This window comes from Luteibacter sp. UNC138MFCol5.1 (assembly GCF_900110505.1).
In the GTDB taxonomy this organism is placed as follows: Bacteria; Pseudomonadota; Gammaproteobacteria; order Xanthomonadales; family Rhodanobacteraceae; genus Luteibacter.
This window is the reverse complement of the sequence record NZ_FODZ01000003.1, coordinates 124414-138222: the sequence shown is the minus strand read 5'-3', so window position 1 is coordinate 138222 and position 13809 is coordinate 124414. Positions and strand designations below refer to the sequence as shown.

Sequence of the window (13809 nt, the reverse complement as noted above, 5' to 3'; positions counted from 1 at the left end):
GGCGGTGAGGGCCGCCGTGTCGTCGCTGCCAGGGAAGAACGTATGCCGATGCGCCCCACGTTTCTTGTAGATAGCCCCAATTTTGGCCGGAAAGCGCGCCCATGAAAAAACCCGGCGCCTCGCGGCACCGGGTTTCCTGTCATGCGCTGCGCATTACATGCCGGAGGTGGAGGACTTCGCCGGCTCGGCCGTCTTCTTGTGCTTCTTGTGGGTCGACTTCATCGACTGGTTTTCCATCGAGTCGTTACCCATGGAGCTCTTGGAGGCGTGATCCTGGCTCATGCCGTCGGCGCCGCTCTGCTTCATCGAATCGGTGCCCGCATGTTTCATCGAATCGCTGGTGGAATGCGTCGGGGTGGCGGCGGTCGAAGCCGGCGTGGGAGCCTTCGAAGCGTCCTGTGCGAGAGCGGCACCGCTCACGGCCATACAGCCGGCCAGCATCGCGACGATCAGTTTCGTGTTGCGCATGACGAGTCTCCTGAAAAACTTATGGCGCCTGGGTAGCAGAGCGATGCACGGCGCAGAGGCATCGCTTACCGGTAGACCGGTCGGGTGGGCAAAACCTATCGCTTTTCGATGACGGACGCTCCTGCATAGCAGCAATTTTCGCAGCCACCGTTCAGGCAGAAATTAGGCGTGGTTCAGTGATGCCGCGGCGGGAGATGCGTGACGGCAGGCATCACTAGTGGAAGTCCCGCGAGACGGAACCCAGCGCGGGCAGCAGGTCGCTGAAATCGTGCAGTCGGCTGGCGACGAGGTGGCGGACGCCGTCGATCGATTGCCACTGTCCGTCCACGGCGAGAAGCACGGCGTCGAGGAGCGCATGGCGGCAGGCTTCGGCGACCCTGGGCCGTACGATCACGTTGACCTGCCCGGTTTCGTCTTCGATCGTGACGAACGTGATGCCGCTGGCGGTCTGCGGGCGCTGGCGCACGGTGACCAGCCCGGCATGGCGCAGCCACGTGCCGTTGCGTTCGTGTTCGAGGTCGGCGGCGCGACGCGCCCGGCGCGCCTGCAAGTTCTTGCGAATCAGTTGCAGGGGGTGCGCGGTGAGCGACAGGCCGTGCGTGGCGTAATCGGCGAACACGTTCTCGGCGAGCGTGGGCGGGCGCAGGGTGGGACGTTCCTCGGCGACCGCGTCGATCAACGGCAAGCCGCGTTCGATGCCGGAGCTTTCCCAGCGGGCGCGGTGGCGGTGGCCGCTGAGCACGCGCAGGGCGCCGGCGTCGGCGAGACGTTCGCGCTCGAAGCGGTTCATGCCGGCGCGGCGCGACAGATCGGCGAGGTCGCGCAGTGGCGCGGCGGCGCGCGCGGCGACGATGCGTGCGCCGAGATCGGCCGAGAGGCCGCCGACGAGGCGCAGTCCCAGCCGTAGCGCGTACCCGCCATGGGTCTTCGGCTGGGGTTCGAGCGTGCAGTCCCAGTCGCTGGCGGTCACGTCGGGCGGGCGCACTTCGACGCCATGCCGGCGCAGGTCCGCGACCAGCTGCGCCGGCGCGTAGAAACCCATCGGCTGGCTGTTGAGCAGGGCGCAGGTGAAGATCGCCGGGTAATGGCACTTCATGTACGACGACGCATAGGCGATGAGCGCGAAGCCGGCGGCATGCGATTCGGGGAAGCCGTAACTGCCGAAGCCCTTGATCTGGTCGATGATCTGCTGGATGAATTCGGTGGAGTAGCCGTTCTTCGCCATGTTGCGGCGGATGCGCGGCTCGAACTTCTCCAGCCCCCCGCGACGCTTCCAGGCGGCCATCGAGCGGCGCAGGTCGTCGGCCTCGCCGGCGCTGAAATCCGCCACGACCTGCAGCAGCTTCATCACCTGTTCCTGGAAGATCGGCACGCCGAGCGTGCGCTCGAGCACGGGTCGCACGCCCTTCTCGTAGACGATGTCTTCCTTCGGCATGCGCCGCCGCTCGAGATAGGGATGCACCATGCCGCCCTGGATCGGGCCGGGGCGGACGATCGCGACCTGGATCACGAGGTCGTAATACTCCTTCGGCAGCAGGCGCGGGAGCATGGACATCTGCGCGCGCGATTCGATCTGGAAGACGCCGGTGGTATCGGCCTTCTGGATCATCGCGTACGTCCGCGGATCCTTGTCCGGGATGTCCGCGAGCCGGCGGAAATCCGGACCGCCCTGGGCGCGCAGCATGTCGATCGCCTTGCGCATGCAGGTGAGCATGCCGAGCGCGAGGCAGTCGACCTTGAGCAGCTTCATCGTTTCCAGGTCGTCCTTGTCCCACTGGATGATCGTGCGATCGGCCATCGCCGCGTTCTCCACCGGCACGAGGTGGTGCAGCGGCGTGTCGGAGATGACGAAGCCGCCGACGTGCTGCGACAGATGGCGCGGCATGCCGGACAGCTGGTCGACCAGCAGCATGAGCAGGCGGACCGTGCGGCTGCCGGTGTCGAAGCCGCGCTCGCGCAGGCGTTCGACGATGGAGACCTCGCCATGCGCGTGGGAATACGCGCGGCTGAGCTGGTCGAGCTGGTCCTCGGACAGGCCGAGCGCGCGACCGACGTCGCGCGCGGCGCTCTTGTGCCGGTAGCTGATGACGGTGGCGGCGAGCGCGGCGCGTTCGCGGCCGTACTTGTTGAACACGTATTGCAGCACTTCCTCGCGGCGTTCGTGCTCGAAGTCGACGTCGATGTCGGGCGGCTCGTCGCGCTCGATGGAGATGAAACGCTCGAACAGCGTCGATATCTGCGAAGGGTTGACCTCGGTGATGCCGAGGCAGAAGCACACCACGGAGTTGGCCGCCGAGCCGCGACCCTGGCAGAGGATGTCCTTCGAGCGCGCGAAATGGACGATGTCCTGCACGGTGAGGAAGAACGCTTCGTATTCTTTTTGCGCGATGAGGGCCAGCTCGTGCTCGATGCGATCGACGAGGGTGGCCGGCGTGCCTTCCGGGAAACGCCGCGCGGCCCCTTCGTAGGTCAGGCGGCGCAGGTGCGTGGGAGGATCGAGGCCTTCGGGCACCAGCTCGTTGGGGTAGACGTAGTTGATCCGGCGGATGTCGAAGCCGGTGCAGCGGGCGGCGACGACGAGCGTCTCGTCGATGATGTCGCGCGGGTAGATGCGCGCGATCGTCTCGCGCGGGCGCAGATGGCGTTCGCCATTGGGGAAGAGCGCGTGGCCCGCCTCGGCGACGGACGTGTTCAGGCGGATCGCCGTCATGACATCCTGCAGCGCGCGGCGATGGCGCACGTGCATGTGCACGTCGCCCGCCGCGACGCAGGGCAGGTCGTGGCGGGCGGCGAGGTCGCGCAGCGCGGCGAGGTCGGCGCCGTCGTGCTGGCCGCGATGCAACTCCACGGCGAGCCATGCCCGCCCGGCGAAATGGGCGGCGATCCAGGCGGCGCGGTCCTCGTGCGTCGCGGGCTCGGTGTCGGTGTACGCGCCCGGCGCCCAGAGCACGCTCAGTCCGTCGCCGAGGGCCTCGATGTCGCGCCGGTGCAGTTCGTACGTTCCCTTCGGTGCGCGGCGGCGTGCCAGCGTGATGAGGCGGCAGAGTTCGGTGTAACCGGCCTGGTCTTCCACCAGCAGCACGACGACGGTGCCGTCGGACAGGTGGAACTCGCTGCCGACGATCAGCGGCACGCCGGTCTCGATCGAGGCTTCGAGGCCGCGCACGATTCCGGAGAGCGAGCACTCGTCGGTGATGGCCAGCGCGCCGTAACCGAGGACCTTCGCGCGCTCGAACAGCTCGCGCGCGCAGGAGGCGCCGCGCTGGAAGCTGAAATCGCTGAGGACGTGCAGCTCGGCGTAGGCCGGAACCTCGCTGTCCTCGTCGTTGGCGGGGACGAGGTGGGACGGGTCGAGGCGCATGTCAGGCGAACCAGCCGTGGAGCATCCAGCCGTCGAGGGTGCCCGGGGGGAGATAGGCCCATGCCTGCTGGCCCTGCGCGGTACGGACGATGTAGTAATCGCGGCGCGCGTCCTCGCCGTCCCACCAGCCGCTTTCGATACGTTCGGGGCCGGCCAGCACCATCGCGGGCTCGGGGCGCATGGGGATCGGTCGCGGCAGCAGCCACAGCGGACGGCGCCGGCGCGGCGGCGAGACGACGTTGCCGGGGGTGCCGTAACGCGAGGCGCGCTCGGGACGGTGATCGGCGACCAGCGCGATCTGCCGCAGCGCCGCGTCGCCGAGCCGTGCGCGCAGGCGTTCGTCGAGCGTGGGCCAGTCCAGTCCGTCGCCGCGGATGGGCTCGAAGAGATCGCGCAGCGGCGGGCGGAACGTCGGCAGCTCGGCGGCGTCGATCTCGATCGAGCGGGCGGGCGCGGGCAGCGTGGCCCGCTCCAGTCGCGTGCGCGCCAGTTCGAACAGGCGCTCCGCGTCGCGCTGCGGTGCCGCCATGGCGACGACGATGCGCGTGGATTCGCCGCGCGCATGCTCCAGCGTGAGCGTGAACCGCTGCACGCCGCCGTCGCGCGCCGCCAGCAGGTTGGCGAGCGAGCGAGTAAGGCGGCGCAACGGGAAGAGCAGCGGCTGGCTGCCGTCGAGTTCCATGTCGAACTCGATCTTCTGCACGAAGTTGGCCGGCGGTTGCCAGGCGGGCAGGGCGTCGGCGGCGTCGCCGCGCAGACGGTCGAGCCAGTTCACGCCGTCACGCCCGATGCGTCGCGTGAGTTCGGGGCGGGGCAGGCGGAAGATCTCGCCGAGACGGCGAAACCCCATGGCCTGCAGCGACGTCACCGTGGCGGCGGGCAACCCGGCCTGTGCCAGCGGCAGTTCGCCGAGCATGCGGCGCACGCCCTCGCGTTCGCCGATGACCATGCCGTCGGCGCTGGCGGCGAAGACCCAGGACGCGGCGGCGAACGGCGTGGCGGCCATCGTGTGCGCGTGGCCCTGTTCGGCCAGGCCCGCGCGCAGGCGTTCGGCGAGCACGGGCCAGCCATCGAACAGGCGCAGGCTGGCGCCGACCTCCATCAGGATCGCGTTGTAAGGCACCAGGCTCACGTGGCCGCTGAACTGGTAGCACCACGCGGCCAGCTCGGTCAGCAGGCGGTTCTCCGCCGCGGGATCGCGGGGGCGTACCTCGAGCGAGGGACACAGCGCCCGCGCGGCGGCGAGGCTCTGTCCGCGACGAACGCCCTGCGCGCTGGCATCGGCGTTCGCGGCGGCGATCAGGCGCTGGCGCGCCTTGTGATCGAGAAGAGCGGAGGGGCCTGCCTCCGGGCTCGCGGCGAAGGCGGCGGAGAACGCCAGGCCGGGAAAACGGAGACAGGCCCAAAGCATGGCTGTGCAGGAATGGCGAAGACGACGCGTCCGTCATGACGGCGTGGGACACGCATCGTCACGACGACGTCCATCAGGCCCGCATGCGCAGCAGCGGAGCGGTGGTGGTCAGCAGACCGCGCGACTTGAGCACCTCGACATAGGTGGCCTCGTCGCTGTTGCTGACCTTCAGGCGGAGAGCCGCGGGGCTGTTCTGCGCGGCGTGTCCGGCGGGGCGGAAGATCATGGCGCAGGCGTCGCCGCTTTCCGCGGCCAGCTGCAGGCGGCGCAGGCTGCGGTAGTCGATCTCGGGCAGCCAGCCGACCACGGCGCCGCAGCAGCCGGAGCGCAGGCACTGCTCCATGCTCCAGGCGGCCTCGGTGCTGCCGGCATGGATCTCGTGCAGGAAGCGCAGGTCGACGCCGGCCGCGGTGAGCGCGGGCGCGTAGGGAAGGTAAGGCGGCGCCACGAAGATCACGCGGCGGTGTTCCTGCGTCAGCGCGGCGAGCGCGGGCATGACCAGATCCAGCTCGCCCAGGCCATCGTGTTCGAACAGGATCTCGCTCAGCGCGCCCTGCGGCCAGCCGCCGCCGGGAAGTTTGGCATCCAGCGAGGTCCAGCCCGTGGACAACGCGCGCACGCGCGGCTGCCGATCGGCGGAACGGCGCCAGATACCGGGATGGTCGAGCACCTGGGCGAGGTTCGGGGAGGCGATGGCGTTCATGGTCAGGTCCTGCGGATGATGCCGACGTAACGCCCTTCGATGGCGAACGCGTGGCGACGGGGGTCGACTTCGATCGGCGAGAAGTCGGGGTTTTCGGGCAGCAACAGGAGGCGGTCGCGTTCGTGCTTCAACCGCTTCACGGTGACTTCGTCGTCGAGGCGGGCGACGACGATCTGGCCGTCGTTCGCGGTGGCGGTCTTGTGCACGGCGAGCAGGTCGCCGTCGAGGATGCCGGCGTCGCGCATGCTCATGCCCACCACGCGCAGCAGGTAGTCGGCGCGCGGGCGGAACAGCGCGGGATCGACCTCGAGCTGCGACTCGATGTTTTCCTCGGCGAGGATCGGCGAACCGGCGGCGACGCGGCCGATCAGCGGAAGATCGTTCGCGGCGCCGCGCAGGAGCGCCGCGTTGCCGGCCGGGAGGCGCAGGCCGCGATGCTGCGGCGAACGCTCCAGCACGCCCTTGCGGACCAGCGACTCGACGCAGGCCTGCGCGGAACTGTGGCTGGAGAAGCCCAGCGCGTCGGCGATTTCGCGTAGCGTAGGCGGCAGGCCCTGGGCCTGCAGGTATTCCTGCAGGAAGGCCAAGGTCTTTTGCTGACGCTCTGTAAGGGTTGGGCTCGACATGTGTACATTTGTACAGCGGTCGGCGCGGCGGTGCAAGCGGGATTCGTGATTGCACGTTTATGCACGATTGCGTACATTGGTGCGCATTCCGATGCCCGATGGAGCACGCATGCGGCCCGCACGAGCCACCCGACTGATCTTCCTGTTATCCGGCATCGGCATGGCCAGCTGGGCGCCCATGGTTCCGTATGCGAAGGCCCGCCTCGGCCTCGACGACGCCACGCTCGGCCTGGTGCTCCTGTGCATGGGCTGCGGCGCGGTGGCGGCGATGCCGCTCGCCGGCTTCCTCACCCATCGTTTCGGCAATCGCGACGTCATCGGCGTCAGCGGCCTGCTCGTGTGCGTGGCGTTGCCGCTGCTGACGATCGCGCCGGACGTCTACTGGCTCGGCGCGGCGCTGCTGTTCTTCGGCGCGTCGCTCGGCGTGGTCGACGTCGCCATGAACGCGCACGCGGTGGACGTCGAGAAACACGCGGGCAAACCCATGATGTCCGGCTTCCACGGACTCTTCAGCGTGGGTGGCCTGGTCGGTTCCGCCGGCATGGCCGCGCTGCTGAAGGCCGGTGCGCCGCTCACCGGCAGCGCGCTGGCCGTGTCGGCCGGGTTGCTCGCGATCGTCGCGACGCAGTGGCGGCACTTCATGGTTCGCCTCGAGGAAGGCGAGCATGCGTCCACCGGGTTCCGCATGCCGTCGGCCACGGTGTTCCTGCTCGGGTTCCTGTGCCTCGTCGTCTTCCTCGCGGAAGGTTCGATGCTCGACTGGAGCGCGGTCTTCCTGCGTTTCTCGCGTGGTTTCGACGCGTCGTCGGCGGGGTTCGGTTACGCCGCGTTCTCCGTCGCGATGGCCGTTGGCCGCCTGCTGGGCGACCGCATCACGGCGCACGTCGGACCCGTCACCATCGTCCGTGGCGGCGCCTTCATCGCGGCCCTGGGATTCTTCGTCGCCACGCTCGTGCCATGGGGACCGGCCGCGATGGCGGGTTTCGTCCTCGTGGGCCTCGGCGCGTCGAACATCGTGCCGGTGCTGTTCAGCGCGGCGGGTCGCCAGCCGGGCACGTCGGCCGGCATCGGCATCGCCACCGTCACCTCGCTGGGCTACGCGGGCATGCTCGCCGGACCCGCGGCCATCGGTTTCGCCGCCCACCTGAGCAGCCTGTCGGCGGCGCTGTTCGGCGTGGCCGTGCTGCTCGTCGTCGTTTCCGCCTGCGCTTCCATCGTTCGCCGCTGAGGGCCTGACCATGCACAACAAACGCGATGTCGTGATCTTCGATTTCGGCGGTGTCCTGATCGACTGGAACCCGCGTTACCTCTATCGCAAGCTGTTCGGCGACGACGAGGAGGCGATGGAAACCTTCCTCGCCGAAGTCACCACGCCGGAGTGGAACCTGCAGCAGGATGCCGGCCGTTCGTGGGACGAAGCGGTGCGCCTGCTCACCGCGGAGCATCCCACCAAGGCCGACCTCATCGCCGCCTACCAGCACCGCTGGGAGGAGACGCTGGGCGGCCCCATCGACGACAGCCTGCACATCCTGCGCGATCTCAAGGCGGCGGGGCATCCGCTCTACGGCCTCACCAACTGGTCGCAGGAAACCTTTCCCTTCGCGCGCGAACGGTTCGATTTCCTGGCCCTGTTCGACGGCATCGTGGTGTCGGGCGAGGAGGGGATGATCAAGCCGGATCCGCGCCTGTACCGGACGCTGCTCGAGCGCTACGACATCGATCCGTCCCGCGCGGTGTTCATCGACGACAACCGGGCGAACGTCGATGCCGCCAACGCGCTGGGCATCCACGGCATCCACTTCCACGATCCGGCGCAGCTGCGCAGGGATCTCGCGGACCTCGGTTTCCTGCCGTGAACGGCATGCCCGACACCACGCTTCCGCGCGAGCGGCAGCAGCTGATCCTCGATCGGCTCCGCCGCGACGGGAAGGTCGTCGCCGCGGACCTGGCGCAGGAGTTCCGTGTGTCGGAGGACTCCATCCGTCGCGACCTGCGCGACCTCGCCGCCCAGGGACTGTGTCGCCGCGTCTACGGTGGCGCGCTCCTGGCCGCGCAGGTCGCGCCGCTGGACGAGCGCCACCATGAGCGCGCCGAGCTGAAGCGATCGCTGGCGAGGGTCGCCGCCGGACTGGTGGGCGAGGAGCAGATCCTCTTCATCGACGCGGGCTCGACGAATACCGCGCTGGCGCGCGCGTTGCCCGAGCATCGCGGGCTGACGGTGGTGACGAACGCGCCGGACGTCGCCATGGCCGTGCTCGGCCGGCCCGGGTTCGACGTGATCCTGCTGGGTGGCCGGGTCGATCCGCGCATCGGCGGCGCGATCGGATCGCGCACGGTACGGCAGGCGCAGGACATCCGCGCCGATCTGTGCTTCCCCGGGGTGTGCGCCATCGACCCGGAGCGCGGGTTGTGGACCTTCGACGAGGAAGAGACCGTCTTCAAGCAGGCGATCATCGAGGCCAGCGGCGAGACGGTGGCGATCGCCACGCCGGACAAGCTCGTGGCGTCGGCGACGCATCACACGGCGCCGATCGGGGCGATCACGCATCTGGTGGTCGCGGCAGATACCGACGGGGCGATGCTGACGCCGTATCGCGAGGCGGGCGTGTCGGTAAATATGCCGTAGGAGCGCGCCTTGCGCGCGACAGCTTTTCGCGGTGAGCAACGGATCCTGTCACTCACGGCCTCAAAAGATGTCGCGCGCAAGGCGCGCTCCTACGATGGATGGAGCAGCAGCGGGCGTCAGCCCGCCTTCTTCTTCGCCAGGCGCAGCCAGGTATCGACCACGGTGTCCGGGTTCAGCGACATCGACTCGATGCCCTGTTCCATCAGCCACTCGGCGAGGTCCGGATGGTCCGACGGGCCCTGGCCGCAGATGCCGACGTACTTGCCCTTTTCGCGCGCGGTGCGGATCGCCATCGACAGCAGCTTCTTGACCGCGGCGTCGCGCTCGTCGAACAGGTGCGCGACGATGCTCGAATCGCGGTCGAGACCGAGGGTGAGCTGGGTCAGGTCGTTCGAGCCGATGGAGAAGCCGTCGAAGATGTCGAGGAACTCGTCCGCGAGGAGCGCGTTGGACGGCACCTCGCACATCATGATGACCTTCAGGTCGTGCTCGCCCTGCACGAGGCCGTTTCCGCGCAGTACCTCGATCACCCGGCGACCTTCGTCCAGCGTGCGCACGAACGGGATCATCACCCAGACGTTGGTGAGGCCCATCGTCTCGCGCACGTACTTCACCGCCTTGCATTCCAGCGCGAAGGATTCGGCGAAGCCCGGGTCGACGTAACGGCTGGCGCCGCGGTAGCCGATCATCGGGTTCTCTTCGTGCGGCTCGTAGCGCGAACCGCCGAGCAGGCCGGCGTACTCGTTCGACTTGAAGTCCGACAGGCGCACGATCACCGGCTTCGGGAACACCGAGGCCGCGATGGTGGCGATGCCTTCGCCGAGGCGATCGACGTAGAACGACACCGGATCCTTGTAGCCGGCGATGCGCGTGTCGATGCGGGCCTTCGTCTCGGCGTCCTGCTTCGCGTACTCGAGCAGGGCCTTCGGATGCACGCCGATATGGCTGGCGATGATCATCTCGAGGCGGGCCAGGCCGATGCCTTCGTTCGGCAGCATGCCGAAGTCGAACGCGCGCTCGGGATTGGCCACGTTCATCATGATCTTCAGCGGCGCCTCGGGCATGGCGCCGAGGTCGGCCGTGATGCGCTCGAACTTCAGGATGCCCTCGTAGATGCTGCCGGTGTCGCCTTCGGCGCACGAGACGGTGACGTCGGCGCCATCGGGGATCGCGTCCAGCGCGTTGCCGCAGCCGACGACGGCGGGCACGCCGAGTTCGCGCGCGATGATCGCCGCGTGGCAGGTACGGCCGCCGCGGTTGGTCACGATCGCCGCGGCGCGCTTCATCACCGGCTCCCAGTCGGGATCGGTCATGTCGGCCACGAGCACGTCGCCCGGCTGCACCTTGTTCATGTCGGCGAGCGAACGGATGACACGCGCCTTGCCGGCGCCGATCTTCTGGCCGATGGCGCGGCCCTCGGTGAGTACCTTGCCCTTTTCGCCGAGCTGGAAGCGCTCGAGCGTCGTCGCATGCGCGCGCGACTTCACGGTTTCCGGGCGGGCCTGCACGATGTAGAGCTTGCCGGTGTTGCCGTCCTTCGCCCACTCGACGTCCATCGGACGGCCGTAATGCTTTTCGATCACCAGCGCCTGGCGCGAGAGCTCCTCGACGTCGGCGTCGGTGATGCAGAAGCGGTGGCGGTCGGCCTGCGGCGTTTCCTCGATGCGCACGCGCTCGCCGGGCTGATCCGAATAGACCATGCGCTGCTGCTTCGCGCCGAGGCTGCGACGGAGCACCGACGGCTTGCCGTCGCGCAGGGTGGGCTTGAACACGTAGAACTCGTCCGGGTTCACGGCCCCCTGGACGACCATCTCGCCGAGGCCGTACGAGCCGGTGACGAACACGACGTCGCGGAAGCCGGATTCGGTGTCGAGGGTGAAGAGCACGCCCGACGCGCCGACGTCCGAGCGGACCATCAGCTGCACGCCGGCGGAGAGGAACACGTCCTCGTGCTTGAAGCCCTGGTGCACGCGGTAGGCGATGGCGCGGTCGTTGTACAGGGAGGCGAACACCTCCTTGACCTTGTGCAGCACGTCGTCGATGCCGACGACGTTGAGGAACGTTTCCTGCTGGCCGGCGAACGACGCGTCCGGGAGGTCTTCCGCCGTGGCGGAGGAGCGGACCGCGACGGCGATGTCCTTCGCGCCGGCGTCGTCGCACAGCTTGGCGTAGGCATCGCGGATGGCCTGCTCGAGGTTGGCGGGCAGGGCGGTGTCGACGATCCAGCCGCGGATCTCCTTGCCGCCGCGGGTGAGTTCGTCCACGTCGTCCACGTCGAGCGTGGCGAGGCGTTCGGCGATGCGCTTCGCCAGGCCGCTTTTCTCGAGGTAGGTCTGGAAGGCATCGGCCGTCGTGGCGAAGCCACCCGGTACGGAGACACCCAGTTTCGCGAGGTTGCCGATCATCTCGCCGAGGGAGGCGTTCTTGCCGCCCACCTTGCCCAGATCGGTCATGCGTAGCGCGTCGAGCCAGAGAACCAGGTCGCTCAAAGGAAAATCCTCACATCGGTTGGGCGGCGGGCCGCGCTGGGGAAAAACCGGCGCATTGTCGTAGTGGTATTGCACACGGGCAAGCGGCAATGCACAAGAACGGCCCGACATTCTGGGAGGTGGATGGTTATGCCGGCGTATTGGTCTTAGGGCCATGCAAACAGTGTGAATAGGCCCTAAGGTAAGGCCATGGACTCCATGCAGGGAAACCGTTCCATGCGGCGCACCGTCTTCTTCATTTCCGATTCCACCGGCATCACGGCCGAGACCATCGGCAACAGCATGCTGGCCCAGTTCGAGGGGGTGCAGTTCGACACCCACCGGCTGCCCTTCATCGACAACGCGGCCAAGGCGGAAGCGGCCTCGCTGCGGATCAAGACGAAATACGCCCAGGACGGCCAGCGCCCCATCGTGGTCAATACCATGACCTCACGAAGCCTGTGCGACATCGTCGCCGGTAGCGGCGCCCTGATGCTTGACGTGTTCGCCCCCTTCATCGAGCCGCTGGAGGCCGAGCTGGGCGCCAAGCAGTCGGGCGCGGTGAACCGCTCGCACGGCCTGGTGGATTTCGAACGCTACGAAGCCCGCATCGAGGCGACCAATTACGCCCTGGCGCACGACGACGGGCTGGACGTCGACTACAACCAGGCCGACGTGGTGCTGGTGGGGGTGTCGCGGTCGGGCAAGACGCCGACCTGCCTGTACATGGCCTTGCATTACGGCGTCTGTGCCGCCAATTATCCGCTCACGGACGACGACCTCGACAAGCTCGAGCTGCCGACGCGTCTACGCCCTTATCGCAGCCGGCTGTTCGGCCTCACCATCGACCCGAACCGCCTGGCGCAGATCCGCGAGCAGCGCCGCCCCGGCAGCCGCTACGCCACGCTCAAGCAGTGCCGCTGGGAACTCGAACAAGCCGATCGCCTGATGCGCCGGGAGAACCTCCCGGTCCTGAACACGACGCATACGTCGATCGAGGAAATATCGAGCAAGATCTTCGAATACCTCGGTATCGAACGCCATATGTACTGATGTGACGCACACCGGAGAAACGTGACACCCATGACCGCCGTGATCGAACGCCCCATCGCCCTCATTCCGGGACGCTTCGAGTTCCTGATGGGCCTTTACGCCGAGAACTACCATCGGCTGGCGCGTCTGTTCGCTCCGCAGCGGCTGTCCGCCGGGCGCTACGTCTCCGACGTGGACGACGGCCTCAAGGTCCGGCTCGACGTCCAGGAGAAGCATCCTTACACCCTGGAACTGGAACTCACCTACGACTTCGTCGACGAGGCCACCGGCCAGCCGTCGCCTTCGGCGCAGCTGCGCATGTACACCGACGCGCACGTCGCGGAGGCCATGCATTGCCAGCCGGGCCGCAAGCTGTCCGAGGTGCTGGGCCCGTTCCCGCCGGCCCATACGGTGCTGCAGCACCGCCTGCGCATGAACGGCTTCCTCAGCCGCTGGCTGGAGTACCTGGCGGAGCAGGGGCATTCGATCGGGACGCTGGAGCGGGTGGGCGGGTAATGCTGGGCGAGGCGGTCGTCTGGACCGCATCGGGAGTCGGGCGGTGGGAATCGGGGGCGGCACGGCCGGCGTTCGTCTGACGACGCGGGTGAGTCCGCGCTGGCGATGAGGCATCCGCAGCGCTACCGGCGTCCGCATGCTTTCGCCGGGAAATGCACCCCCATTTCCCATCCCCCGTCTCCCGCGGCGTAAAGCGCGCAAAATCGTCAGGCAAAAAAAAATCCGCCAATCGGCGGATTCTTCTTTGAAGTAATGGCGGAGCGGACGGGACTCGAACCCGCGACCTCCGGCGTGACAGGCCAGCATTCTAACCGACTGAACTACCGCTCCACACTACGTTCAACTTCCAACTACTACCAACTTCCTTCTTCTTCCTTGACACTCTCCGGCGGACCGGAAAGTGGCGTCCCCACGGGGATTCGAACCCCGGTCGCCACCGTGAAAGGGTGATGTCCTAGGCCTCTAGACGATGGGGACGTACTAGAAGTTGGTGGAGCCAGCCGGGATCGAACCGGCGACCTCCTGCATGCCATGCAGGCGCTCTCCCAGCTGAGCTATGGCCCCCTGCTGGAAGCCGCAAAGATTACGTCCGACCCGC

Annotated in this window: 11 protein-coding genes and 3 tRNA genes; 5 read left to right on the top strand and 9 right to left on the bottom strand. The window is 67.9% G+C overall.

Features of this window, described 5'->3' with window-relative positions; genetic code table 11:
• Positions 1-153 precede the first annotated feature (153 nt).
• From BMY69_RS08925 to lexA, 5 genes are all read right to left on the bottom strand, one after another.
• Positions 154-468 carry a hypothetical protein gene (locus BMY69_RS08925; RefSeq protein WP_090177276.1) on the bottom strand — a complete coding sequence of 105 codons (315 nt, stop codon included), beginning with the start codon at positions 466-468 and terminating at the stop codon, positions 154-156.
• 214 nt (positions 469-682) lie between these two features.
• Complete coding sequence (locus BMY69_RS08920; protein WP_090177273.1) at positions 683-3829, bottom strand: error-prone DNA polymerase; 3147 nt, start codon at positions 3827-3829, stop codon at positions 683-685.
• Position 3830: 1 nt separating this feature from the next.
• Positions 3831-5240 carry a Y-family DNA polymerase gene (locus tag BMY69_RS08915; protein ID WP_090053922.1) on the bottom strand — a complete coding sequence of 470 codons (1410 nt, stop codon included), beginning with the start codon at positions 5238-5240 and terminating at the stop codon, positions 3831-3833.
• A 73-nt stretch (positions 5241-5313) separates the two neighbouring features.
• On the bottom strand, positions 5314-5943 hold the full coding sequence (gene imuA, locus BMY69_RS08910; RefSeq protein WP_090053920.1) for a translesion DNA synthesis-associated protein ImuA: 630 nt from the start codon (positions 5941-5943) through the stop codon (positions 5314-5316).
• Between the two features lie 2 nt (positions 5944-5945).
• Positions 5946-6569 (bottom strand): transcriptional repressor LexA, encoded by a 624-nt coding sequence (gene lexA, locus BMY69_RS08905; RefSeq protein WP_090053918.1) that lies wholly within the window; start codon positions 6567-6569, stop codon positions 5946-5948.
• Positions 6570-6678: 109 nt separating this feature from the next.
• Here lexA and BMY69_RS08900 point away from each other — a divergent pair, with 109 nt between their 5' ends.
• From BMY69_RS08900 to BMY69_RS08890, 3 genes are read left to right on the top strand one after another with little or no spacing between them, the layout of a single operon-like run.
• Positions 6679-7797, top strand: a complete 1119-nt coding sequence (locus BMY69_RS08900; RefSeq protein WP_090177271.1) for an MFS transporter — start codon at positions 6679-6681, stop codon at positions 7795-7797.
• 10 nt (positions 7798-7807) lie between these two features.
• The gene (locus BMY69_RS08895) at positions 7808-8425 is read left to right on the top strand and encodes an HAD family hydrolase (protein WP_090053914.1); all 618 of its coding nucleotides are present in this window, start codon (positions 7808-7810) and stop codon (positions 8423-8425) included.
• 5 nt (positions 8426-8430) lie between these two features.
• Positions 8431-9195 (top strand): DeoR/GlpR family DNA-binding transcription regulator, encoded by a 765-nt coding sequence (locus BMY69_RS08890; protein ID WP_090178389.1) that lies wholly within the window; start codon positions 8431-8433, stop codon positions 9193-9195.
• A 116-nt stretch (positions 9196-9311) separates the two neighbouring features.
• Here the strand turns inward: BMY69_RS08890 and ppsA are convergent, their stop codons facing one another.
• A complete protein-coding gene (gene ppsA / locus BMY69_RS08885) occupies positions 9312-11684 on the bottom strand; it encodes a phosphoenolpyruvate synthase (RefSeq protein WP_090177269.1) in 2373 nt (790 codons plus the stop codon).
• Positions 11685-11900: 216 nt separating this feature from the next.
• On the opposite strand from ppsA, the gene BMY69_RS08880 reads away from it, so the two are divergent.
• Complete coding sequence (locus BMY69_RS08880) at positions 11901-12716, top strand: posphoenolpyruvate synthetase regulatory kinase/phosphorylase PpsR (protein WP_090178386.1); 816 nt, start codon at positions 11901-11903, stop codon at positions 12714-12716.
• Between the two features lie 30 nt (positions 12717-12746).
• Positions 12747-13211 (top strand): DUF1249 domain-containing protein, encoded by a 465-nt coding sequence (locus BMY69_RS08875; RefSeq protein WP_090053910.1) that lies wholly within the window; start codon positions 12747-12749, stop codon positions 13209-13211.
• A gap of 253 nt (positions 13212-13464) precedes the next feature.
• Here the strand turns inward: BMY69_RS08875 and BMY69_RS08870 are convergent.
• The 3 genes from BMY69_RS08870 to BMY69_RS08860 form a co-directional block, all read right to left on the bottom strand.
• Positions 13465-13541, bottom strand: a tRNA-Asp gene (locus BMY69_RS08870).
• 71 nt (positions 13542-13612) lie between these two features.
• Positions 13613-13688: transfer RNA gene (locus BMY69_RS08865), tRNA-Glu, on the bottom strand.
• 11 nt (positions 13689-13699) lie between these two features.
• A tRNA-Ala gene (locus tag BMY69_RS08860) sits at positions 13700-13775 on the bottom strand.
• Between the last annotated feature and the right edge of the window lie 34 nt (positions 13776-13809).